The organism is Parabacteroides provencensis, from assembly GCF_900232875.1.
GTDB lineage: Bacteria > Bacteroidota > Bacteroidia > Bacteroidales > Tannerellaceae > Parabacteroides > Parabacteroides chinchillae.
In genome coordinates, this window is sequence record NZ_LT960489.1 from 932,357 (window position 1) to 957,841 (window position 25,485).

The 25,485-nt window shown below is 41.0% G+C and carries 22 protein-coding genes; 9 read left to right on the plus strand and 13 right to left on the minus strand.

Annotated features, from left to right (window positions below; genetic code table 11):
- Positions 1–324: 324 nt before the first annotated feature.
- Positions 325–582, minus strand: coding sequence for a hypothetical protein (locus tag CTY47_RS10720; RefSeq protein WP_099464739.1), 258 nt, complete (start codon positions 580–582; stop codon positions 325–327).
- 137 nt (positions 583–719) lie between these two features.
- Between CTY47_RS10720 and CTY47_RS10725 the strand changes: the two genes are divergently transcribed.
- Together CTY47_RS10725 and CTY47_RS10730 are read left to right on the plus strand one after the other, a co-directional pair.
- On the plus strand, positions 720–2,084 hold the full coding sequence (locus tag CTY47_RS10725; RefSeq protein WP_099464740.1) for a sigma-54-dependent transcriptional regulator: 1,365 nt from the start codon (positions 720–722) through the stop codon (positions 2,082–2,084).
- Positions 2,085–2,090: 6 nt separating this feature from the next.
- Positions 2,091–3,164, plus strand: coding sequence for a sensor histidine kinase (locus CTY47_RS10730; RefSeq protein WP_099464741.1), 1,074 nt, complete (start codon positions 2,091–2,093; stop codon positions 3,162–3,164).
- On the opposite strand, the gene CTY47_RS10735 is transcribed toward CTY47_RS10730, so the two are convergent.
- From CTY47_RS10735 to CTY47_RS10745, 3 genes are read right to left on the minus strand one after another with little or no spacing between them, the layout of a single operon-like run.
- The gene (locus CTY47_RS10735) at positions 3,132–4,010 is read right to left on the minus strand and encodes a DUF3108 domain-containing protein (RefSeq protein WP_099464742.1); all 879 of its coding nucleotides are present in this window, start codon (positions 4,008–4,010) and stop codon (positions 3,132–3,134) included. The genes CTY47_RS10730 and CTY47_RS10735 overlap by 33 nt on opposite strands.
- Entirely contained in the window at positions 3,955–5,862 is a 1,908-nt protein-coding gene (locus tag CTY47_RS10740) for an Ig-like domain-containing protein (protein WP_099464743.1), read from the minus strand. The genes CTY47_RS10735 and CTY47_RS10740 overlap by 56 nt, the downstream gene beginning before the upstream one ends.
- Complete coding sequence (locus tag CTY47_RS10745; RefSeq protein ID WP_099464744.1) at positions 5,859–7,166, minus strand: DUF2851 family protein; 1,308 nt, start codon at positions 7,164–7,166, stop codon at positions 5,859–5,861. Before CTY47_RS10745 ends, CTY47_RS10740 begins: the two co-directional genes overlap by 4 nt.
- Positions 7,167–7,276: 110 nt before the next feature.
- On the opposite strand from CTY47_RS10745, the gene dapB reads away from it, so the two are divergent.
- The 4 genes from dapB to CTY47_RS10765 are packed head-to-tail and all read left to right on the plus strand — an operon-like array spanning position 7,277 to position 10,907.
- Complete coding sequence (dapB, locus tag CTY47_RS10750; protein ID WP_099464745.1) at positions 7,277–7,993, plus strand: 4-hydroxy-tetrahydrodipicolinate reductase; 717 nt, start codon at positions 7,277–7,279, stop codon at positions 7,991–7,993.
- Between the two features lie 17 nt (positions 7,994–8,010).
- The gene (gene lepB, locus CTY47_RS10755) at positions 8,011–9,399 is read left to right on the plus strand and encodes a signal peptidase I (protein ID WP_099464746.1); all 1,389 of its coding nucleotides are present in this window, start codon (positions 8,011–8,013) and stop codon (positions 9,397–9,399) included.
- Positions 9,400–9,420: 21 nt separating this feature from the next.
- Positions 9,421–10,275: a signal peptidase I gene (gene lepB / locus CTY47_RS10760; protein WP_099464747.1), complete on the plus strand. Its 855-nt coding sequence runs from the start codon at positions 9,421–9,423 to the stop codon at positions 10,273–10,275.
- Positions 10,275–10,907 (plus strand): WbqC family protein, encoded by a 633-nt coding sequence (locus CTY47_RS10765; RefSeq protein ID WP_099464748.1) that lies wholly within the window; start codon positions 10,275–10,277, stop codon positions 10,905–10,907. The genes lepB (CTY47_RS10760) and CTY47_RS10765 overlap by 1 nt, the downstream gene beginning before the upstream one ends.
- A 236-nt stretch (positions 10,908–11,143) precedes the next feature.
- Here the strand turns inward: CTY47_RS10765 and CTY47_RS10770 are convergent, their stop codons facing one another.
- Entirely contained in the window at positions 11,144–13,399 is a 2,256-nt protein-coding gene (locus CTY47_RS10770; protein WP_099464749.1) for an inorganic phosphate transporter, read from the minus strand.
- Positions 13,400–13,587: 188 nt separating this feature from the next.
- On the opposite strand from CTY47_RS10770, the gene CTY47_RS10775 reads away from it, so the two are divergent.
- Positions 13,588–14,133: an RNA polymerase sigma-70 factor gene (locus tag CTY47_RS10775; protein ID WP_099464750.1), complete on the plus strand. Its 546-nt coding sequence runs from the start codon at positions 13,588–13,590 to the stop codon at positions 14,131–14,133.
- Positions 14,134–14,214: 81 nt separating this feature from the next.
- On the opposite strand, the gene CTY47_RS10780 is transcribed toward CTY47_RS10775, so the two are convergent.
- The 4 genes from CTY47_RS10780 to CTY47_RS10795 form a co-directional block, all read right to left on the minus strand.
- Positions 14,215–15,105 (minus strand): alkaline phosphatase, encoded by an 891-nt coding sequence (locus CTY47_RS10780; protein WP_099464751.1) that lies wholly within the window; start codon positions 15,103–15,105, stop codon positions 14,215–14,217.
- Positions 15,106–15,140: 35 nt separating this feature from the next.
- Positions 15,141–17,282: a S46 family peptidase gene (locus tag CTY47_RS10785; RefSeq protein WP_099464752.1), complete on the minus strand. Its 2,142-nt coding sequence runs from the start codon at positions 17,280–17,282 to the stop codon at positions 15,141–15,143.
- A gap of 10 nt (positions 17,283–17,292) precedes the next feature.
- Positions 17,293–18,657 carry a TIGR00341 family protein gene (locus CTY47_RS10790; RefSeq protein WP_099464753.1) on the minus strand — a complete coding sequence of 455 codons (1,365 nt, stop codon included), beginning with the start codon at positions 18,655–18,657 and terminating at the stop codon, positions 17,293–17,295.
- A 137-nt stretch (positions 18,658–18,794) separates the two neighbouring features.
- The gene (locus CTY47_RS10795) at positions 18,795–19,346 is read right to left on the minus strand and encodes a hypothetical protein (RefSeq protein ID WP_099464754.1); all 552 of its coding nucleotides are present in this window, start codon (positions 19,344–19,346) and stop codon (positions 18,795–18,797) included.
- Positions 19,347–19,755: 409 nt separating this feature from the next.
- On the opposite strand from CTY47_RS10795, the gene ruvB reads away from it, so the two are divergent.
- Complete coding sequence (gene ruvB / locus CTY47_RS10800) at positions 19,756–20,781, plus strand: Holliday junction branch migration DNA helicase RuvB (protein WP_099464755.1); 1,026 nt, start codon at positions 19,756–19,758, stop codon at positions 20,779–20,781.
- Positions 20,782–20,825: 44 nt separating this feature from the next.
- Entirely contained in the window at positions 20,826–22,322 is a 1,497-nt protein-coding gene (locus tag CTY47_RS10805; RefSeq protein ID WP_099464756.1) for a lipopolysaccharide biosynthesis protein, read from the plus strand.
- 59 nt (positions 22,323–22,381) lie between these two features.
- Here CTY47_RS10805 and CTY47_RS10810 read toward each other — a convergent pair whose 3' ends face one another.
- Genes CTY47_RS10810 through CTY47_RS10825 form a run of 4 tightly spaced genes read right to left on the minus strand, consistent with a single transcriptional unit; the run spans position 22,382 to position 25,384 of the window.
- Entirely contained in the window at positions 22,382–22,969 is a 588-nt protein-coding gene (locus tag CTY47_RS10810; protein ID WP_099464757.1) for an LOG family protein, read from the minus strand.
- 6 nt (positions 22,970–22,975) lie between these two features.
- Positions 22,976–23,719, minus strand: coding sequence for a TIGR02757 family protein (locus CTY47_RS10815; RefSeq protein WP_099464758.1), 744 nt, complete (start codon positions 23,717–23,719; stop codon positions 22,976–22,978).
- Positions 23,720–23,723: 4 nt separating this feature from the next.
- Entirely contained in the window at positions 23,724–24,425 is a 702-nt protein-coding gene (locus CTY47_RS10820; protein WP_099464759.1) for a DNA alkylation repair protein, read from the minus strand.
- Positions 24,422–25,384: a 2-hydroxyacid dehydrogenase family protein gene (locus CTY47_RS10825; RefSeq protein WP_099464760.1), complete on the minus strand. Its 963-nt coding sequence runs from the start codon at positions 25,382–25,384 to the stop codon at positions 24,422–24,424. Before CTY47_RS10825 ends, CTY47_RS10820 begins: the two co-directional genes overlap by 4 nt.
- Between the last annotated feature and the right edge of the window lie 101 nt (positions 25,385–25,485).

Below are 25,485 nucleotides of genomic sequence, written 5' to 3' on the forward strand. Positions count from 1 at the left end.
GGAAGGCTTTTGGTTATTTGAATTTATCTATAAGGCGGATTGGGTTTTGGCGGCAATCCCACAACATGGCAATCTTCACCACATTATTTTTGATATAGTAAAATACCTTATAATCTCCGCATACTAAATAACGATACTGTTGGGATGGCCTTTTAATTTCAACCGCTTCTTTCCCTAAAAAAGGGTTTGCTGAAAGACAAGAAATAGATTCCGTAATCTTTCATATACGCTTACCTGTACTAATAAGCCCGGCATTATCAGTATAATAAGCCCGTATCTTACGTAAATCATCCAAAGCAGGTTTTAGCCAAAAAATCTTCATTTCTACCACAATTCCATTTCTTTAAGTACATCTTCATGAGTTACATAATCACCTGCTTTATCTGCCTTTACAGCTTCATCCAACCGCTCCTCCACTTCTTCAAGCGTATAGGTGCAAGGGCGTTTTGCAGCAGGCGAGGCAGACTTCTTGAGGCGCTTATAAGCAGCTTCCAGACGGCTCATCAGCTCTTCATTATCAATGGTGTTGATGATGTCTTGTATCAGGTTGAGCTTCCGTGCCTGTAAATCTAATTGCGTCATAATAAATCTTTTATTGATAGTTACTACCCTACAAAGATATGGAATCGGTGTTAATTCCCTACTGCAACCGTCAAATTTTTTTACACTTGCTTGCTAAGTAAACGGATAGCTGATACCTTTACCGAAAAAAGCAGACTATGCAATCCGGAACAATCCTTATTGTAGATGACAACAAGAGCGTACTCACTTCATTGGAGATGCTGTTGGAATGTGAGTTTGAGCATATAGAAACGGCTGCGAATCCAAATCAGATCGTTGCCCTGCTTGATACAAAAGATATTGATCTGGTAATCCTGGATATGAATTTTTCGGCAGGCGTGAATACCGGAAACGAAGGGCTATTCTGGTTGAGCCGTATCCTTGAGATAAAGCCCGGCATGCCTGTCATAATGCTTACCGCATACGGAGATGTGGAACTTGCCGTAAAAGCTCTTAAAAACGGAGCGTCAGACTTCATACTGAAGCCATGGGATAACGATGTTCTGCTTGAGAAAGTGCAAACAGCCTTTACTACCTTGAATAAGTCCCGTCGCGAAGCGAAAGGCAAAGCCGCAAAAGAGATGCCCTACGGAAGCAATCGCAAAAGTGAGCCGGGTATGGTAATAGGACGTTCCAATGCCATGATGCAGCTAATCAGGCTTGTTACAAAAGTGGCAAAAACCGAGGCCAATATTCTTATTACCGGCGAAAATGGAACCGGAAAAGAGATGCTTGCGCGCGAGATACACCGTCTTTCGTTGCGAAGCCGTAAAGAGATGGTCAGCCTGGATATGGGGGCGATAAGCGAATCGCTCTTCGAAAGCGAATTGTTCGGACATGAGAAAGGCGCTTTTACGGATGCCTTCGAAAGCCGTCCGGGCAAGTTTGAAGCTGCCAATGGAAGCACGCTCTTTCTGGATGAAATAGGAAATCTTTCATTGCCCTTGCAGGCAAAACTGCTGGCTGCTTTGCAAAACCGTGAAATAACCCGATTAGGAAGCAATAAAAAGATACCTGTAGACATACGCCTCATAGCGGCAACCAACCGTAATCTACCTGATATGGTAAAGCAGGGACTATTCAGAGAAGACCTCTTCTACCGCATCAATACGATACAAATAGAGATACCACCTCTCCGCAACCGCAAAGAAGATATTCCGGTTTTTGTCAACTTCTTTCTGAAGAAATATAACTCATTATACGAACGTAACGGACTTTCCATCCAACCACAAGCCATCCAAAAGCTACAAGCCTACCACTGGCCGGGTAATATACGCGAACTTCAGCACGTAATAGAGAAAGCTGTTATTCTGGCCGAAAAGAACGAAATCCGGCAAAACGACCTGTCCATACGGCCATCAAAGGCTGCTGTATTCACAGAGGCCGCAAGCCTGAACGATTTGGAACGGCAAGCCATTGAAACAGCCATCCGTCAAAATGACGGCAACCTTACCGCCGCAGCCGAACAACTGGGTGTCACCCGCCAGACATTATATAATAAGCTGAAACGCTTCAATACCTGATTGGATATGTTTAGCCTGCATCTTTATATACGGATATTACTACGGGTACTGGCCATACTGATCATATGCGGACTGGGAATAGCGGGTATTGTTAGCGGGCGTGCCATCATTCTGGGTATTGTAGCTATATGCATAGGGTTGGGACTGATAGGTTCTCTGGTAGCCTATCTGAATGTTACGAACCGGCGCATCCAGTTATTTCTGGACGCAATACAGGATAACGAATCCATGTTGTTCTTCCCCGAAGCATACGGAAGCAAAGAACAACGCGAGCTGCATGCCGCATTCAACCGTATCAGCCGTTTGATAACAGAAAATAAACAGAAAAAACTTGAACGCGAATTGCAACAGAAGGAATATGAATCGTGGGACAAGCTGATGCATATCCTTACACATGAGATAATGAATTCCATAGCTCCTATCGTTTCACTCTCGGGTACGCTTCTCTCTTATTTCCGGAAGAAAGAAGAGCCCAAAAGCCCTGAAGAAATTACTGACGTAATGATTGGAAAAACCATCCGAGGACTTGATACAATAAAGAGCCAGGGACAAAACCTGATGAACTTTACCCATTCGTACCGGTGTATGGCAAGCCTGCGCGAACCATCTCCGAAACTATTCTCTCTAACCCGTCTTCTACTGAACCTGCAAGTACTATATCAAGCAGAACTAGACAAACGGCATATCACATTTGACATTCAACTTTTCCAGCCGGAAATAGAGATATGGGCAGACGAAGAACAACTATCCCAAGTATTGGTAAACTTGCTGAAGAACGCCATACAAGCTCTGGAGAAACAGGAGGAAGGATCTATTTTCATACATGTCGGCAATCAGGGAAAAAACATTTCAATAGAAATCATTGATAACGGACCGGGTATCGCCAAAGAATTGAGGGAAGATATATTTGTGCCTTTCTTTACTACCAAATCGTCCGGCAGCGGCATCGGGTTAAGTCTCTCCCGCCAGATCATACGAATGCATGGCGGACAACTGCTCGTCTCCTCCGAACCTTTTATTCAGACATGTTTTACTATTATGTTACCGCTAGCGTTTAGGAAAAACGACGCGACAGTCTAACGGATAGCGTAAATTATAAGATGAATTATAATAGACTTCGGCTGCCCCTATCTTCAGTTTTGCCCGTATTTTAATGGGTAGATGATTCTGATCGTCGCCTATCCAGACTTCGGCTGCTTCTTTATTCTGGGTAAAAGCCTCATCAATAATATCAATATAAAAATGACGGGTACGGTATTTGGCATCGCCACGTTCTACAATCTGTTGTCCGGAATAACGGTAACTCACATTAACCAGATCGCGCCCGATAGCTATCAAAAAAGGAAACGTATCACCATAAGACATCTTGTCCCAATCCAAAGCCCGCAAATACATGGTCGCCCCAAGCATATCGAACATACGTCCCTGAGCTGTTAATATGGTATCAATCTTCGTCGTCTTCAAATTATATCTGTGCGAACGGACAGATACATTTCCTTCATTATAAGAGAAACTCAGATTATCAATTAAATAATAATCACCTTCATTTGTCCGTTTGGAACTAAACAATAACCTAGCATCATCATAAGAAAAATGGCAATCTATCGTATCACGCATCTTAAAGACCTTTTCCATCATACCCGATGTACGGAAAAGTAACCGATAATGCCACGATGAATTTCCTTCATACTTGGAATCTTTAATAGAAAGTGTTGCAAGCCCCGCTTTTGGCATCAGAATGCCCCATTTAAAATAGAGATCATAGTCTACCCGTTCACCATGAGTGAAATATCTGTTTGTAGGCAAACCCTGTGCCCGGGTATAACCCACCCCTCCTATCAGCAAAAGAAGCAGTATATAAAGATAAACCCTAGAACGGCATTCCGGCACGTCCTGAGTTTTGCGATGACGATTGTCTTCCTTCATTCTTATAATCCCTTTTCTTCTTGGTTAATTCTTTCGGCTTATTCTTCGTTATATCCAAAGGTTTCTGACGATTAAAGGGAGCAGCATGGATATCCCAGGTTTCTTCTACTTCCCAATTTTGCATAACATTAAGTTGTTTCGGACAATAGAAGACCTTTTCAGGCTGCTGTTTATCGAAATATTTTCCTGTATCCCATTTCCCGTTTCCATTCACATCCAATACTAAACGGGCGTAATACTTATCTGGTTTCAAGTCCATAAATAAAGCACCTCCGTCTTTTACTTTCGCTTTCCGCACAGGTTGGTCGTTACCATTCAAAAGCTCTACATAAGCCGTTGTGTCTACTCCGATTATATTTATATACAAATGTCCATATTCATCTTTCTTCTTAATTTTAAACTCACCGGTAAAGAAATCATTCCACTTGCCATATATGCTTTGTATGGTAGCAGAGTCTATTTCCAAACGATATTCTTCTCCATACTTCCAGGGGCGGTTAATAAAGAAACCGAGCGCATTGGTCGTATCGGGTACAAAATCAAACTCCACCGGCTTCCAGAGCGTATCTACTTTCTGATCCAAGAAGAAAACCTCTTTCTTTAAATCGACGACCGGTTCATCAAATACAACGGATATTGTATCGAATAAGTTCATCGAGCCTTGTAAATTAATGTTTAGGCCAAGAAGAGGAGGCGTATCTGCATCGTCACCTTTTTTCTTCTTTTTCTTATCAGGACGATGGCGCATCAAGAATTGAACCGTATCTGTTTGTGCCTGCAAAACATTTACCGAGTCACTTTTCGGATAAGTTACGGAGACAAATAAGGTATCTTGTTGCCAGACAAGAGGATCCGTCAGCCAATAATGAATAGCCGTTTTTCCATCTGCCTCCTGTACCAGGTACCAACTGCTATCAGCCGGAGCAAAATTTACAGGTACAAGAGCCGGAATTGTATCCAAAGCAGAGTTAAAGCGCAATGACAGTTTATTTTCCTGTGTACGCTCAGGTTTAAGCATATATTGCCGGCCGAACTTTTCTTTGAAAAGACGAAGCTCTATATTATCGGGCAAGAAGTGCGTATAACCTACGGTAAGTATAGTATCAATCGTCAAACTGTCTTTCCATATTGTATCTTGCCGGGACGCAAATTCAAATGTAGGAACAATAACGGAATCGAGAAAAGCAATATCTTCTCCCGGCTGATCAAATTTATAATCGCGGTTCACATCATTTAAAGCAAATACGTGATATTTGCCCGGAGAAATATTCCGGATTGTAAACTGTCCTTTATCGTTTGTACGCGAAGTACGTACAAACGGAAGTTTCACAAATGCAGAATCTTCAAGATTATCATGCAAGCCTATCATTATGCCAGGCATAGGTTCCAGATTTTCAGCATTCAATAATGTACCGGCAACCTCTAATGTATCGATTATATCTCCGGTAGAAAAAGCAAAAGAGAAGTTCTCGAATACGTTCTTTTCGTTATTATCGGAAATAGAGTTGGTAAAGTCTATCGTGTACGTCGTGTTGGGCTTTAATGTATCCATCAATTCAACCACAGCCTTACGGCCTGCAGTACGTACAATAGGCAGTTCCATCTGAGGTGGGGTGATGATTACGTTTTCGGAAGGTTTATCTATCTGTATCAACTCGTCAAAAAGGATTTCTACCTTCTTGCCTTTATAGTTGGTCTGATTCGGAGCAGGTGTACTACTTATAAATTTAGGAGGATTCTCATCATAAGGACCGCCGGTAGGCGTAGCCATGTTCGCACATGAATAAATTGCTACCAGCAGGAACAAACCGGCGAATAGCTGTAAACTGTTTCTTATATATTTGTCATTCATTTGATCTGACTGTTTATAGCGGGGACAAAAATAGGCAAATTACTCCGTTTTATCAAACGAAAACCAATCCTGCAATACAGGCATTTCTTTTTCTCACAATATTCCCGTTTAAGTTGGATAAGCGCCTGTGTATCTCCTGCATTACGAACTAACATTCCCGCATTCGTAAAAGTTGCAACAATATGGTTCCGTTCCGGAGGAATGCTTTCGAGTAAACGCATTGATCTTTCACAGTATTCAGGAAGTTTATTGCGCTTTCCGTATGCAAACAACATCGGGACAACCGTATTGATCAAAAGAATATTCAGTGCATTTTCGCCCATCGGTTTCTCTTTTTCAGGAGAAGCATAACGGAAATGATAATGTGTCCTCCAATAATCAGACGGACTAATACGGAAGTATTTTTTTATTTCTCCGGTACTATATGCATCCAATATTGCAGAGAATAAAGTATCATGTTGTACCCATATTGCCGCGAGTTGAGCAAGTTTCAGATGAGGGAAATTAACCGGACGGATACGTAAACTCTTAAACAATGATTCGTCTAACGGTTTCAATCCGAATTTATGTCGCAAGAAACGATATTCCCTTTGCAATAACCGGTAATAATGGCAATCATTATCCTCCTCCAACATTCCTGCCTGGCCAAACAACAAGGCTTCAATCTGTGAACTGCTACTCCTTTGTTTTTGAATATAACGTAACGGCAAGCTCTTTGCCAACCATTCAAAGGCATCGTTATTAACCCCAAAGCCGAAATTACGCGTTAAAGTAACATAAAAAACTTCATTCCAATCATTATTATGTTGTTCCAAAAGCAACTCTATATCACGTGTTTTACGCTCTAAACGTTCACTAAGCAAAGCATCCGTCCAAATCGAAAGATGCAAGGGTTCTATCATCTGTATACAGGAAATACAGGGAACCGGAATATCGCGAAGCAAAAGCCATTCTATATTTTGCCTGACATTATCCGGAACAGATAAAACAAATTGAGGGACAGGTTCGCCATTCATACGATATATAGTTGCATCATCACAGGCCGTTACATGAAGAATTACCGAATCATAAGCCTTATCCTTATCATGCTTATGAAGAAACCAATCGGAAGCTTTATCGTGTATCTCAACACTTCCTGCCCAAACAGTATCATCCATTTTTACTTTGGCATTGAAAAAATCAGGGCCGGCATTTGTATTAAGAGTACCGGGGTCTAGTACCTCGATGGAAACTCCACCGGTAGTAACTAAAGGAGCAGAAGGATATAGCTTATATTTCCAAACATAGTGTAATAAACGTTCCATATTCTTTCAGAGTTAAGATTTATGCTACAAATCTAATCCATTTTCTATATATTTGCAGCATTAATTATCAAACATTTGACTCGAATAGTTTCAAATACAATTACCAAAATATGAAAATTGCACTTATCGGTTACGGCAAGATGGGTAAAACCATTGAACAGATTGCACTTGACAGAGGACATCAGATCGTGTCTATAGTAGATGTAAACAACCCTGAAGAAATACATTCGGACGCTTTTAAAAGTGCAGACGTGGCAATAGAATTTACCACTCCGGCAACTGCTTTCGATAATTACATGAAATGTTTTGCAGCAAATGTCCCGGTTGTTTCGGGAACTACAGGCTGGCTAGACCACATAGACGAAATAAAAAAGATATGCGCCACAGAAGGCAAGACTTTTTTCTACGCTTCCAACTTTAGCATTGGCGTGAATATCTTCTTTGCATTAAATAAATACCTTGCCAAAATAATGAACAACTTCCCTTCATACGATGTTAGCATGACGGAAACTCACCACATTCATAAACTGGATGCACCGAGCGGTACTGCTATCACTCTGGCAGAAGGCATAATTGAAAACATGGATCGTAAAGAACGTTGGACGTTGGAGACTGCAGAAAAGCCTTCCGACCTCCCTATCCATGCCATCCGGGAAGGCGAAGTACCAGGCATACACGAAATAGTTTACGATTCGGAAGTAGACTATATCAGTATCAAGCACGATGCCAAGAGCCGTGCCGGTTTTGCTTTAGGAGCTGTAATAGCTGCTGAGTTTACTGCAGGCAAACAGGGTTTTTTAGGAATGGACGATCTGTTTAAATTTTAAATACCGATAATAATAAAATGAAGAAGTTCACTAAAAAGCAATGGATTAAATTCGGCATTGCAACCATATTATACGCCTTATTTTGCCTTTGGATGCAAAATGCATGGCTTTTATTGGGTATTATCGTACTAATCGACATATTCCTGACACAATATATTCCCTGGGGTGCCTGGAAACGTTCCAAGAATCCGAAAGTACGCAATATATTAGAATGGATAGACGATATACTGTTTGCTTTAATTGCTGTCTATTTCATCAACCTGTTCGTTTTCCAGAACTACCAGATACCTACATCTTCACTTGAGAAATCATTGTTGGTAGGCGATTATCTATTCGTTAGCAAACTGAGCTATGGCCCCCGTGTACCAAACACCCCGGTTTCTTTTCCGTTAGTCCAGAATACGTTGCCAATCCTGAATACCAAGTCATATCTGGATTGGCCGGAATGGGGCTACAAACGGGTAAAAGGTTTCGGAAACGTAAAACGTAACGATATCGTAGTGTTTAATTTCCCGGCCGGTGACACTGTTGCCCTGAAAGTGCAGAATCCCGATTATTATACATTGATAGAAGAAGTAGGACGCGATCGTATACACCTGGACAAAGCTACTTTCGGCGATGTCATCTATCGTCCCGTAGATAAGCGGGAAAATTATGTGAAACGATGCATCGGTATGCCGGGTGACACAATTGAAGTCCGCAACAACCAGGTATATATAGACGGCAAAGCTGCGAAGAATCCTGAAAAAATGCAGTTTAACTACTACGTTGAAACAAACGGATCACCCATTACCGAAGATCAGTTCCGTTTAATGGATGTCAGCAAAGACGACCGGATGATTGTCTCCAACGACAAATTGCTTTCATTCCTTGGCTTCACACCGGGCCAGGGCGGACAATACAACCCGGTTTACCATTTACCACTTACAAAGAAAGCGCTGGCCATTGCAGAAAAACTTCCGAATGTGAACAAAGTTGTTATTGAACCGGATGATTTAGGTGGCTCTACTTACTATCCGGCAGGATATAACACAGGATGGACGCGCGATAACTTCGGCCCGTTATGGATCCCGAAGAAAGGAGCTACAATTCCTTTGACGGAACGTAATCTGGCATTATACGGCCGATGCATCAAGAACTATGAAAACAATACGCTGGAAGTAAAAGACGGCAAAGTATATATAAACGGTAAACCGGAAACATCTTACACCTTTAAGTATGATTACTACTTCATGATGGGCGACAACCGTCACAACAGTGCCGACAGCCGTTCATGGGGCTTCGTACCCGAAGATCATATTGTTGGTAAGCCTATCCTTATCTGGTTATCTTTAGACAAAGACCGTAGCCTGTTTGACGGCGGTATTCGCTGGGACCGTCTGTTCCGCTGGGTACATCCGGATTAACAGAGAAAGAGCAAAGCACATATGAAACATACGATCCTTTCCATCCTGAAATGGCTGGTAGCCTTTGCACTACTGGGAGGGATTGTTATGTTAATACGTTTTTACTGTATCGGATCATACCGTATATCGACCGATGCCATGGAGACATCGCTTCATCAAGGCGACTACATACTCGTAAATAAATTGCCTGTAAAAGGCAATCCGGGACGCAATCGGGTAGTATTATTCACCAGTCCTTTGCTGCAAGACACAACAACATCTCCTCTTTTTATCAGCCGTTGCATAGGAATGCCGGGCGATACGATTCATGTAAACTACGACAGCTACAATGTAAATGGTAAACAAATACCCCGTTCTCCGCGGACGCTTACTACTTATTTTGTTACGGCAAGTGCGGAAAATGAATTTATACAAGCTTTGCGAAAGCTGAACATTCCTCAAAGAGACCTGAAAAAGGAGGCGTATGGATTCACGCTACGTCTTACCACTTTTGAAGAGTATCAGCTTAGAGAAGAGCTGACCGACGATACAAACCTCCGGTTTATAAACGAGCAGACCGACAACTATACGCTCGTTGTTCCACAAAAAGGGCATGCTTACCGTTTGAACAATGCAGCCCTGACGGCTTGCAAAGAGGCCATTTTAAAAGAAACGAGCGGAAAAGCCGTATTCCGCAACGGCAAACTTTACATCGACGGAAAAGAAACCTCTTTCTTTTTCTTCAAACAAGACTATTATTGGATGCTATCCGACAATACAAATGATGCGGTAGATTCACGCCACTTAGGCTTCATCCCGGCAGACCATATAATAGGCAATGCCTTAATATGCTGGTATAGCCAGGACAAACAACGAATATTAAAACCTGTAAACTGATGCAATCCGTATATCTTTCGACATCCTATCTGGGGCCAATCCAGCAATATTGCAAAATGTATTCTTTTCCTGAAGTCCGTCTGGAAATATTCGAGAACTATTTAAAGCAGACTTACCGTAACCGCTGTACCATTGCTGCAGCCAACGGGCCTTTGTCCTTATCGATCCCCATAATAAAGCCTGACACGCTTAAATGCCTGACAAAAGACATCCGTATTTCCGATCATGGCAACTGGCGCCACCTGCACTGGAATGCAATCGTTTCGGCTTATAACATGAGCCCCTTTTTTGAATATTACGAAGAAGATTTCGCCCCTTTTTATGAAAAGCGATACGGCTTTTTACTCGATTTCAACGAAGAACTCCGGCAAACGGTCTGTAATCTGCTGGATATACAACCCAATATAATTTATACCGAAGATTACTCTCCCGTCGTACCCGTCGATTTCCGCGAATCGATCCGTCCGCGCCAACCAATGCCCGATCCCACATTCGATCCCAAGCCTTATTACCAGGTATTTCAGGCTAAATCCGGTTTCCTGCCCAATCTAAGCATCATAGACCTGCTGTTCAATATGGGGCCAGAAAGTATTGTGATACTTCGCAACTCTTCGCTTAACATCGAGCTTTAAAACGGTTTGAAACAGAAACCGGACGTCCGTTTTAACAAAAAACTTTCATGCGGTAAGGTGGAAGGAAGTCATCTTATAAGGTGAGAATGCATCACGCGGTAACGTGGTACACTCTCACGGCATAAGGTGGAAGACTGCCACGCGGTAACGTGATACACTGTCACGGCATAAGGTGAAAGACTGCCACGCAGTAACGTGATACACTCTCACCTTATCCCTTCCCTTTTTTCCGTAGGTTATTCTTTCTGGAACTTGCGGCTCACTTTAATAAGATTGCCGGTGAAAGCTACAACGTTCTGCACTTCCTGCACCATATTGAGGTATAACATACTGACTTTTGTGCTTCCGCTCTGCCCCTGAATACGTTTTAACTCTCCTTTCTTTAATGCTGTAAGTTGGTTATGCAGGCTTACCGATTCGGCAACCAATGCTTCCATATCCGTATAGTCATTCTTCTCGACCATAAGGGCACAACGGTTTTCAAAATCTATCACTTTCTTTGTCACAGCACCAAACTCTTCCTTCTGGATAGCGCCAAGAGGCGGGAAGTTGTTATCTATATGGTCTTTCAGAGGCTCGGTAAGACGGTGGATGCTAAAGATTATTTCACTGGCAAAATCATTGCACTGATAATAATATAAACCTTTCTCTACCGCTATATCATGTTCCAGCTGGGTAACACCAAGAGTACCTACACGCTTTACCTGCTTCAGGTGTACTTTCTTTTCGGCCACAGCCGCTAAAGTCTTCTTTAAATCACGCAGGTTCTCATTCATAAAACCATAAATTGCCTGCGATAACATCCCGGCAGTGAAAGTAAGATCGGTTTGCACCTCTTCGCGGCTATGTTCGCGGAATAAAGCTAACGCTTCGCGTGCATCGGTAGATTTACGTAATTTGGCAACCGTAGAGTTCACCTCTTCCTTTAAAGCCTGTTTACGCATCTTCTTCTTATAGGCAATCTGGCTGCGTACCAAAGAGTAAACAGCCAATCCTACCATACACACCATAGCCGGTATGCCTCCGAAATAGATCATCAATGCTACGACGAAACAGATCGTAAAGGCAGCTCCCGCAGTGATAAACCAACCGCCAATAACAGAAAGCACCCCTGTGATACGGAATACGGCACTCTCGCGCCCCCACGCACGGTCGGCCAATGAACTACCCATCGCAACCATGAAAGCCACATAAGTAGTAGACAAAGGCAGTTTCAAAGAAGTTCCCAAGGCTATCAACAGACCTGAAAGTACTACATTGACAGAAGCACGCACAAGGTCGAAGCTGGCACGGTCTTCCAGAATCATTTCATTTTTATTAAAACGGCTGTCGATCCAGTTTTTTACCGATAAAGGAGTAATGCTATCAATCGTAGAAGCGATGTTGCTGCATGTACGAACCAGAACACGTGCTACAGGAGAGGTTCCAAAGTTTTCATCACCTTCTGCCTGGCGGGAAAGATCGAGAGAGGTTTTTACTACGTTATGCGCTTTTTTGGATGTGGCCAAAGCAATCACCATAACCATGCCTGCGCCAATAAGGAAATAGATAGGAGTCTGTGCCGGTTCCAGCAAGGAAGACATCAGGAAAGTGTCGGTTGTTGTTGTTCCACCCTGCGCTACATAGTCCATATAAGAAGAATAGCCAACCAAAGGAACACCGATAAAGTTAACCAAGTCATTGCCGGCAAAAGCAAGGGCAAGAGAAAATGTACCCATCAATACAACGACTTTAAACACGTTTACCTTTAGCCAGTGAAGTATTTGCATCAAAATTGTAAATACTACAAAACAAATCCAGACAATAGTTGCAGTATTACTATACACCATATTCTTAACATCGCCATCCATAAAGGAACTTTCCTTCAAACCTTTTATAAGCATAAAGTAAACAATGGCAGTTGCGGCAATACCTCCGAAAATGGCAGCAAAATACTTCATTTGCTTCTTATAATTAAAGGTAAACATAAGCCGGGCTATATATTGCACCAACGTTCCAAAAAAGAACGCTATAGCCACCGAAACGAATATGGCAAGAATCACAGTAAACGCTTTATCTGTATTCAGCAAATCTCCAAGTTGCAAAACTCCATCGGAGTTAATTATTTTCATCATGGCAATGGCAACCGTACCTCCCAATAATTCAAAAACCAACGACACGGTAGTAGAAGTCGGCATTCCTAACGAATTAAAAATATCCAGCAGCACTACATCCGTAAGCATCACAGCCAATAAAATGCTCATAATCTCGGAAAAGTAAAAATGCTGCGGCTGATAGATACCATGACGTGCTACATCCATCATACCGTTAGAGAGTGAGGCTCCTACAAAAATACCGATGGCGGCAATTACCATAATAGTTTTAAACGAAGCTGCTTTGGAACCAATCGCCGAATTGAGGAAGTTTACCGCGTCATTACTGACCCCGACAGAAAGGTCAAACACAGCCAGAATGAACAGGAAGACCACCAGAAAAAGATAAAATGTTTCCATAAATAATTTATTCTTAATTTTGCACAAAGGTCTGAAACAGTTATTTCACTCCAATTACACACATGTTACAAACGTGTTACAAGTCCATCTGATATGTTAACTGAACAATTTGCATATAAATAAAGTTAGGCATTCGTATGGTTTTCTGAAAATATCTCTATTTTTATGCAGTAAATAAGGAGTATAACGTGGATAATAAGGATTTCGACAGTATCTATAACCGGAATTATAGACGCTCTTTTCTGTTTTCCAAATCGTATGTACACGATGACATGGCAGCAGAAGACATTGTTGCCGAATCATTGGTAAAATACTGGAAGCTGATTTCTTCCGGTGAAACCGATATTTCCGATGCTTTATTACTAACCATTCTAAAAAACAAGTCCTTGGATTATCTTCGTCATCAAGCCATCCAACATAATGTAATCGAGAATATGACGGATATCATGAATAGAGAAATAAATCTCCGCATATCAACGCTGGAAGCTTGCGATCCATCGGAAATCTTTTCAAAAGAGATTAGAAAAATAGTCAAAGAGACACTTCTTACTTTACCTGAACAAACTCAACATATATTCCGGCTAAGCCGTTTCGAAAACAAATCCGTAAAAGAGATAGCAGAGATTACAGGTCTTACAGTTAAAGGGGTGGAATACCACATCACCAAATCACTGAAAATAATGAAATCAAACCTAAAAGACTACATGCCATTATTAATGTTTTTAATGGATTAACCGGATAAAAAAGCCCCCAACACATAAATGCGCCGGGGGCAAACGGGGATGCAAAGAGAGCATCCATGTGCGGAAGGTGTATTATTTAATAATACTACGTCCTATCCACACTTGAGGCTGTTGCAGGCCAAAAATCCATGCGACGGTGGAGGCTACATCGAACTGCATCATACTTTCTTCAATGACATGTCCTTTTTTAATGCCTTTACCAGCAATGATAAATGGGGTTTCCATTTCCTGCATGGTTTTACCTCCGTGGCCCTTTCCAATACCACCATGATCGGCGGTTACAATTATAATAGTTTCATCCCATATCCCAGCATCTTTCACAGCCTGCACAATTTGACCTATATAACTGTCCAGTTCTTTCAATTTTGTATAATACGCCGGAGTATCATGGCCTACTGCATGGCCTACATGGTCGGGCTGATCAAAAATAACAGCTAATAAATCCGGCTTTTCCTGCTTAATGTACTCTACTGCAAAACGGGCAGTAGCCGTAGAATCAGCCGAAGCCTCAACAACATGTTTATCATAGCTCAAAGCCAATGTATCTACTAAATAACGAATTCCATCCCATTCGTAAATACAACCAATCTTTGCTTTCGGATCAGCACGATGTAATAAGCCAAATACAGTCGGAAAAATACCATCCTCGTCTACAATTATCGATGGCAACTCCGGTACCTGCGAACCCCATTCCGTATATCCGTGCAACTCGGGGCCTGCTCCCATAAACATAGAAGCCCAATTCACTGCACTTGATGACGGCAAAACAGAACGTTTATTCAGCGTATAACACCCTTCTGTCATCATTTTTTTAACATTAGGCATTTCGGCCTTTCCGATACTGTAAGAACCCCAACCGTCAAGTCCGATCAATATCACATGCTTGGCATGATTATCAACAGCAGATAGGTTGTTAACTGCAAATATCGTACAAAAAACAATTATAAGAAGATTTTTTTTCATAAAGCTATATTTTTAAGGTTAATTTCCGAAATCCCTTATTTTACAAGTTTCAATTCATCAATAAGACGAGAACATTTGCCCCACTTATCCACGACAAATAAAACATAACGGATATCTACGCCTATACAACGCTGCAAATCCGGTTCAAAAGCAATATCGCCACTCATAGCTTCCCAGTTTCCATCAAATGCCAATCCTATCAAGCGGGCATTCTTATCAAAAACAGGGCTACCCGAATTTCCTCCGGTAATATCGTTATTCGTAAGGAAACAAAGTTGAAGATCTCCATTTTCATTCGCATAAGGACCAAAGTCTTTACTGCGTATCAGATCAAGATACTCGGGTTGTACCCAAAACTCATCACTGGCAGGATTCTCTTTTTCCAGGATACCTTTCTCAGTAGTATAAAAATCATACCAACCCGCATCATAAGGTTTATATCCGCCAATTGATCCATAGCTCAGGCGCATAGTAAAGTTCGCATCAGAGGACAATGCTTCATCCGGATGCATTTCTTTCAAACCTGCAAAATATAAACGCTCTCCTTTGGATATATCATATTCCGCATCACTCATGAATTGTTGTAATTCAAAAAGGGAAATCAAGACAGAAAGGCTTAATTCGGCCGCAGGATCTTTTTTAAACTTATCGTATTGTTTACGATTTTTTATAATAGACTCGATTTGATCGTACGAAAGCAGTTTCGTTTTCTTAAAAACATCAGCCGTATATTTTTCGTAATCTCCTTTATACTTCTTATCTATTTGCTTATAAATATCAGGAAGAAATTGTTCGGGTACACGCTCTTTTACTACTTTCATCATAGCGGCTAATACCTTTTGATCGAGAGCCGGATCATAATCCTTAAAAAAAGACTCAATACGTTCTTTCATAAAAGCGTCTTTCTCTTCGGAAGTTGAGCCATCCACATCTACTGATTGTATCATACGGGCTAAACGTACAATTTCAGCTCCACTGGAGAAAGCCTCCATCAAATAAGTAGCCGCTCGTCTATATTCGTTTGTAGAGGTATAACCTTTCTCTAACAGTTCAAGTACATTACCATATTTTTCTTTACGCTGTTCATCTTGTGCAACCCATGCAGCAAAGTCTGCTTCCTCTTTTTTCTTACGTTCAATTACATTCAGGTTTGCCAATCCACGATTCATTCCGATTGAATTTTTCCAGTAATTGGAACTTCCCGCATATTTCGATGCATATTTAATACGGATTTCATCACTGGCTAACATAGCATCTTTCCAGATAGCCTGTTTGATTCCACGCACTTCGATACGGGGTTTATTAGAATTTTCAATACGTTGTTGTACGCCCCACGAACTAAGATAACGGTCTGTACTTCCCGGAAAGCCTATAGTCATGGCATAATCTTTATCCTGGTAGCCCTGCAATGAAACTTCTGCTACATATTTAGGCTGATAGGGTTTATTGTCCGCATTATACTCAGCCGGCTTATTATCCTTACCGGCATAAACACGGAAAATAGAAAAGTCGCCCGTATGGCGCGGCCACATCCAGTTGTCTGTATCTCCTCCGAATTTTCCAATTGAGCTTGGCGGAGCAAATACCATACGCACATCACGGTACACATCATATACGATCAAAAAATATTTATTATTATTATAAAAAGGAATTACATCAGCCGATACAAACTCTGTCTTACCGATGGAATCGCAAATAACACGTCCAATTGAGTCAGCTGCAGCCAAACGCTTAAACTCATCGCTGATCCCTGATATTTCACTATTGATACGGTCGCTTACATCTACCGTTTCATGTAAATAACGAACCGATAGTCCCGGAACCGGCAATTCTTCAGACAAATTTTGCGAAACAAAACCGTCTTTCAAATAGTCATGTTCCACACTACTTAATTGCTGGATAGCACCAAATCCACAATGGTGGTTCGTAAAAATTAAACCTTGGTCGGAAACAGTAATACCTGTACATCCACCGCCAAAAATAACAACAGCATTAGCTACGCAAGGGTCTGTTTCACTATAAACCTGTTTGTACGAAGGAGTAAAACCCAGTTCCTTCATACGGGCTAAATTCTGTTTATTCAACTCCTTAAGCACCCACATCCCTTCATCAGCATAAGCCTGTCCCGCAACAACAAAAAGCAGCAACAAGGCACATACTCTCTTCTTCAAATTCATTCTCTCTCTTTTATTCAATTAATAATTTTACATTACCAACACCCGCTCGCGCAGATAACCATTCACGTATTTTTTTCTTTTCCTCAACGTTAATGCGTTCTCTATCCTTACATTTCAAATAAACCAACATTACAGTATCTTGCTTTTCTGTCGATGCTTTCATGATGTATGTATTAGAACATGACGCCTCTTCCACAAAAGGGAAAAGAACTTTCATCTCCGGCATAATTTCTTCAGTAATACGCAAAGAACTGCGGCAAACATCAAGTTTATGTTTCAGCGAATCTATTTGTATTGCCTGTACACGCAAGACCTCTTCACTATTCTTATACAGGTCTTGCATAAGCAAGCTTTTTAACTCATTTATATCGGTAGATTCTTGCCCGAATCCTTGCTGCACAACAAGTGAAACATTTTTCAACCCGTACTTAGGCATTTTTGAACGGACATTTGCAATCATCGTTTCAGGAACAGTTTCACCGATCAATACGACTTTTACTTCTTTTTTATCACTCGTATCGGTAATTGTTTTACTCAATATCTGGGTATTCGGAAAGTTTAATTCTTCGGATACAAACGAACGTACTCTTTCATTAAAGTAACTTGTACGGATTAAATTATAACTAAGAAAAAGACTCGGAACAATTGTAAAAAAAACGATTATACCGACATAACGGGTTACTATTTTCTCTCGTTGTTTATCAAGAAATACTTTTTTGGGGTATTTCAGCAGCCTTACAACCACATAAGTAGCCAAACTGATAAAAACCGTATTGATGAAATACAAATAAAACGCGCCGAAAAAATAATACAAATTGCCACTGGCTAATCCAAAGCCTGCCGTACATAAAGGAGGCATCAATGCTGTTGCAATAGCAACACCCGGTATCACATTTCCCTTACTTTTGGTAGAACTCGCTACAATTCCGGCCAATCCACCGAAAAAGGCAATCAACACATCATAAACGGTAGGTTGCGTACGTGCTAATAATTCGCTTTGAGCTTCACTGATCGGAGAAATCAAAAAATAGAGAGTAGAAGTTATAACACTAAATACAGTAGCCGTAGCAAAATTACGGAAAGAACGTTTGATTAACTCGAAATCGGATATGCCTAATCCTAAACCAAAACCCATTATCGGCCCCATAAGCGGAGAAATAAGCATTGCACCGATAATGACAGCAGTAGAATTCGTGTTCAACCCTAAAGAAGCCACAAACGTGGCAAAAATAAGTACCCAAAGATTTGTTCCTTTAAACTCTACACCCTTCTTAATAGATTCAATCGTTTCCTCTTCGTCTTCTTTCTCCTGACGAACATCGAAATTTCTAATAAAAAAATTCCTGACCAGTATGTACAATGCTCCTTTTGCCATATTTCAAAACTATCTATCTATTGCCTACAAAGATAGGAATAGAATAATTAATACTAGAAGATTAGAAGCATTTGTTTGCAGTTGTTATGAAAAATGATACATTTACGTATGCAAGCTTTTTCATGATACTTTGATTTTCATTCTACAGTAAAATAAATTCTAAACTTCATTTCATCCGTGATGGCATTTTTGTAATACTCATCTTTAGTATTTGACAAGTCAAATCTGAAAGTAAAACCTATATAATAATTACCGGGAGGCAATGGATGTTGTTCATTTATATCATCTCTTATCCACGGAAAAACACCTATATTACTTCTTCCCGGATAATATATAGAAGGTATATCTACCCAATTTATAGGAAATCCATCTGCCACTCCAACAAATGTACCATCAGATTTATAGACTTTACCTATTTCATCAGGAGGAAAATGATCGTACATTAAGAACTCTGTTTCTCTAAAATTCTCTATCGAACAACAAATATCAAAGTTTTCCCCATTCTTAAAGGTAGTAGACGGCTCTCCTTGTTCGTTCTGCAAGTAGAATTTAAGACCAACATCGTACATTTTCACTTCAATTACTTTTTCATTACCTCCTGGAGATATCAGTATCAAGTCCTCCTTATCACAACTTCCCATACAGAAAATAAAGGAAAACAGTAATAAATAATAGGATGTCTTATTCATAAGCACATAGATTTAAAGTTAATTTTAGACAAACACAAGTATTCGTTATTAAGAATACGACAAGAAAAATCTTAATGACTAAGATAAGAATATATACTTATTCTAAACTAATAATTATAATATTTTAATGACATTTCCTAGCAAAATATCAGAAAACTATAATATTCTATATTTTTGCGCTATTTATACCATTTACAATAATCAACCATATTTCAAGTATTTATAAAAACATTCTCCCAAGCTACCGGTTGGCATAAATATAAGTACTCTCCAGGCTGTCATAGTTATGATTTTTACAACTCATAACTATAAATTTCTAAAATCATAACTATGACTTCTATACTTCTTTATTCTCCTAATCGGTATAAGAATAAATTATTACCTTTGCCTGTCAAGACAAAAAGATATTATGGAAGACGATTTTGATATACGCGACGCGAAAATACCGGAAAACGAACGGGAGTATGAAAATGCTCTCCGTCCTCTTTCGTTTCATGATTTCAGCGGACAGGCAAAGGTGGTTGAAAACCTGAAAGTGTTCGTTATGGCGGCACGTATGCGAAAAGAGGCATTAGATCATGTTCTATTACATGGACCTCCGGGATTAGGTAAAACAACTTTATCAAATATTATTGCAAATGAGCTGGGCGTAGGTTTTAAAGTAACCTCCGGTCCTGTTTTAGATAAACCGGGAGATTTAGCCGGCATTTTGACCTCTTTAGAGAAAGATGATGTCCTATTCATCGATGAAATTCACCGTTTAAGTCCGATTGTTGAAGAATATCTTTATTCTGCAATGGAAGATTACAGAATTGACATCATGATTGATAAAGGCCCGAGTGCACGTTCCATTCAAATCGACATTTGTCCTTTTACACTTGTAGGGGCAACTACCAGAAGCGGCTTGCTTACAAGCCCTCTTCGTGCCCGGTTTGGTATCAACATGCACCTGGAATATTACGATGTAGAGACATTAACAAAAATCATTCTTCGCAGTGCCGACATACTGAATGTCAAATGTGATCTGAGTGCAGCCCGCGAAATCGCGTCCCGCAGCCGGGGAACACCACGTATCGCAAACGCCCTGCTCCGCCGCGTAAGAGATTTTGCCCAGGTGAAAGGATCAGGGGCGATAGACAAAGCCATTTCTTGTTATTCATTGGAAGCCCTGAACATAGACCGTTACGGACTTGATCAGATAGATAATAAACTGCTTACAACGATTATAGATAAATTTAACGGTGGTCCGGTGGGGTTGACAACAATTGCAACTGCACTGGGAGAAGATCCGGGAACTTTGGAAGAAGTATACGAACCTTTCCTTATCAAAGAAGGCTTTATCAAACGAACACCGCGGGGACGTGAAGTCACAGATTTAGCTTATACCCATCTGGGGAGAAACAAAGGAAGTGAACAGGGGTTCCTATTCGATTAATAAACGAAGTAGCCGTCAAAGAATAACGGCTTAAATCAAATTATATGGCGCAAGGAATGAAGCGGTTGGCTAAAGAGACAGCCGTATATGGAATTAGCAGTATTTTAGGCCGTTTCCTCAACTGGATGCTAGTGCCTATGTATACGCGCGTATTGGCAAGCACTGCCGATTTTGGGATTGTAACCAATGTTTACGGATGGATAGCCCTGTTGCTTGTATTACTTACTTACGGGATGGAAACGGGTTTCTTCCGTTTCATCAATAAAAAAGAAGAACAGGAACCGATACGTATTTATTCGACCGCTCTATTCAGTTTGGGCATAAGTTCTATTGCATTCATTCTTCTGTTACTGCCATTCTACGGAACCATTAGTAACACACTTGGATATGCAAACCATCCGGAATATATCCTGATGATGGGAATCACAGTTGGGATAGATGCTTTCTGCTGCATCCCTTTTGCCTACCTCAGATACAAAGGCAAGGCCATACGCTTTGCTTTCCTTAAACTGCTGACCATTTTCCTCAACATTGCACTGAATATCTTTTTCCTTATCATCTGCCCGTGGCTTATGAAACATTATCCTTCAGCGGTGGATTGGTTCTTTCATGCAGATTACAGTGTCGGTTACATCTTTATTTCAAATGTGATAACAACTGTTGTAACATTCCTTATGCTGCTTCCCGACATGATACCCGGTTTCCGGCATAAACCCGACCTGCAGGTCTGGAGGCAGATGCTGCGTTATTCATTCCCGATCCTGATATTGGGAATAGCCGGAATCTTTAACCAGACGGCCGATAAAATCCTGTTTCCTTTTCTATTTGCCGACAAAGAATATGCAAACGAGCAGCTCGGCATTTACGGTGCCTGCTTCAAAATAGCGCTGGTTATGGTTATGTTCACCCAAGCTTTCCGCTACGCCTACGAGCCATTCATCTTCGCCAAGAACAAAGAAGAGGGGAGTAAAAAAGCATATTCGGAAGCGATGAAATACTTCGTTATCTTCACGCTCTTTATCTTTCTCTTCGTTACGTTCTACATAGATATTTTCAAGTATTTCGTAGACAAAAGCTATTACCCCGGTCTACGTGTCGTCCCGATTGTAATGCTGGGCGAACTTTTCTTCGGTATTTATTTTAATCTTTCATTCTGGTATAAGCTAATCGACCAGACACAATGGGGAGCCTATTTTTCAACTATCGGATGTATTGCTACCGTATCCATCATACTCTTTTTCGGGCCAACTTACGGATATATGGCTTGTGCCTGGGCATCCTTCTGCTGTAATTTGTTAATGATGCTTCTTTCATACTTCATCGGACAAAAGAGGTTTCCGATACAATACGATTTAAAATCGGCAGCCCTGTATGCAAGCCTGGCTACAATTCTATATTTGGCAGGAATGCTCCCCAAAATAGATTCGGAAATCATACGATTAGTTTACCGCAGCACATTATTACTCATTTTTATCGTATTCACCGTAAAAAGAGACTTGCCATTGAAAGAACTCCCGTATATCGGCAAATATTTCCAATAAATATATTCTTGCCAAATAATTCCGGAATCCATGCTTTAGAAATTGTACGGCTATTAAAGCTAAATAGCCGCAAATTTACGGGTATTTTTATCCCAGGAAGGCATAGAATAAATCAATTCAACTGCCTGTTCGGCTGTTTCGGCTACAGCCCACATGGCAGCGTGCTGAGGACGCATAAAATGTTCGTCCATACATCTCTGAAGCATTTCAAGCAAAGGATCGAAATAATGATTAGCATTCAAGACTACAATCGGATTGAGATACAAACCTAATTGTTTCCAGGTTATCACTTCCAACAGCTCTTCCAATGTACCACAACCACCCGGAAGTGCAATCACCGCATCAGACGTATCAGCCATCAGTTGCTTACGCTCATGCATTGTATCGACCTCGATTAATTCGGTCAATCGGGTATAATGCCAATCCTGTTCCACCATAAACCGGGGAATTACGCCTGTTACTGTACCGCCGGCTTCCAATGTGGCATCCGAAACAGTACGCATCAATCCTATAGAACCCGCACCATTAACCACCCTAAGTTTCCGTTCACCCAACAAAGTCCCTAATTGCTTCGCTGCCTCAAAATAGACAGCATCTATTTTTGTACTCGATGCGCAATACACGCATACGGAAGAGATCGTATTCATCTGTTCTTATTTATTAATATCATATCCAAACAAAGCAAAATCACCCAGACAAGGGTCGCCGGGAAAGACTGTATTCAAGGCTTCTGTAATCTCATAGGCTGCCTTCATAGAAGCTGTCTTCTGCTTTGTTAAGCCCAGTTCTATCGATATCTGGTAAACATGCGTATCTAAAGGAATAAGCAATTGGTGTGGCTTAACAGCAGATTGCCATATACCAAAATCTACGATTCCATCCACCCTAACCATCCAGCGCAGAAACATTGCCAACCGCTTGCAAGCTGAATTGCCACTTATTACAGGAATACCATTCACATTACAAAATAACTCTTGTAGCCTGGGGATAGGTGCAAGATGCGGAATGTCGTGCAAAGCATCTTCCAAAGAATCATACCTCAAATATATTTCTCTCAGACGCAAACAAAGCCCCTCTAAGTCCGAATAAGTATAAAAGCGATAGAAAGTATTACGTATAGCCGGATCATTCGTTTTAAACGATGAAATGGCAGATATACCGTCATTCATCAACCATTCATACGGACTTGATCCCATAATCAGATGCAATTCTTCGGCCTTCTTAAGGATATTCGGCCTTCTACCATAAGAAATCCAGGCAGTGAGAAAGGCCGAAATTTCGATGTCTTGCTTTTTGTGGAAACGATGAGGGAATTGCACTGGATCATCCGCTATAAATGATTTTGTATTATATTGCTTTGCCCACTTTTGGAGTTGCTTTTTTACTGTCTCGTTCATTTAATCATTTCTTCTTCAAAAAATATTGCCGCTGATCTTCCGGATAATGCTCAATTGCGTAACGCAAAGCTGTACGGGGTAAACAAGTAGCATACTTTTCCAGGAAATCGGTCAATGTATTCCGGTCTTTCTTACCAACCTCACGCAACATCCAGCCTACAGCCTTATGCATCAAATCATGCTTATGTGTCATTAATCGTTCCGCAATAGCCAATGTATCGGTGAATTCGCCTTTGCGTATAAATGCAACAGTAGATACCATGGCAATACGTTGTTCCCAAAGGTTATCGCTCTCTGCCAGTTCATACAGGCGCGAACGGTCTTTATCCAACAAATAGGCACCAACCACATGAGGACAAGTTACATCCACCAAATCCCAATTATTAATATAACGGGCATTCTTCAAATAAAACTTATAAAGAGCCTCCCGTTCTGCCGAAGAAGCCTTCTTAAACCGTTCCACTACGATCAATAGGGCACAAAGACGGGCTTCATGGTACCTACTTTCCACTAGTACCTGCAATTCGGACAAAGGGGTTTGTTTATTTGCCTTAGCAATATTCCGGGTAAGAGGAACCACTAACCCCAAAAAGATATCACCTTCGGCATACTGTCCGGGGCCTGTTTTAAAAAATCGTTGTAAGAAAACGGCTTTCTCAGGGTTTGCAACGGACAACAACTCATTCAACACAAATTCCGCCGTCATGGTTTCAATACCCGTGACACAGGGCGGTCGCCTTCCAGAAATCCGATTACATTATCCGACACGGCACGTGCCATCTCTATACGGGTAGCTGTTATCTGTGTCCCGATATGTGGAGTAAGTACTACATTATCCATCCCGAGCAATTCAGGTAACGGATAGTCGCCAAATTCAAATACATCCAATCCGGCACCATAAATAATGCCTTCCTGCAGCGCCTTCACCAAAGCATGTTCATCCACCAAAGGGCCGCGACCCGTATTAATCAGGATAGCAGTAGGTTTCATTCTTTTTAATGCGGATTCATCGATGATATGATATGTTTCAGGAGTATACGGTGCATTCAAAGAAACAAAATCAGATTGTGCCAGCAAGTCTTCAAACGAAACATAAGTCACCCCCAGTTTGGTTTCATCCTCGATACAAAGCTGGCGGCGGTTATGATAAATGACCTCCATACCACAAGCCCGGGCACGTTTAGCCAACGCTTTCCCGATTCGTCCCATACCTACTATTCCTAATGTTTGTCCGGTAATAGGCATTCCGAGATTCTCGAGTACACCAACTTTCATCTCTTTTCCCAATGTACGCAACTTACGATCGCATTCGGTAATACGACGGGCTGTATCTAATATTAATCCCAAAGCAATATCAGCGGTTGGAGCCGTCACAGGACCGGGAGTATTAGACACGACAATTCCTTTCTCTACCGCATAGGCTACATCTATATTATTATAGCCAACAGCATAATTGGCAACCATCTGTAACTTCGGTGCATGATCAATAAGTTCCTTATTCACCGGAAAATCGAACATGGAACAAAGCACGTCATATTCAGGTATCATTTCAAACACCTCTTCATACGTAAAGTCCCGTCCATCAGGAAAGGTAACCTCGTATTTGCTCTCCAACTCCGCAAATCCTTCGCGAAACATGTCATAGGTAACTAATATCTTCTTCATACCTCTTACAATTATTAGGTAGCAAAAATACAAATCTATTGGCAATTAATTCGTATTTTTGTCAAATGCGACCTATTTTAGGTTCTTATTTTATCTTCCGA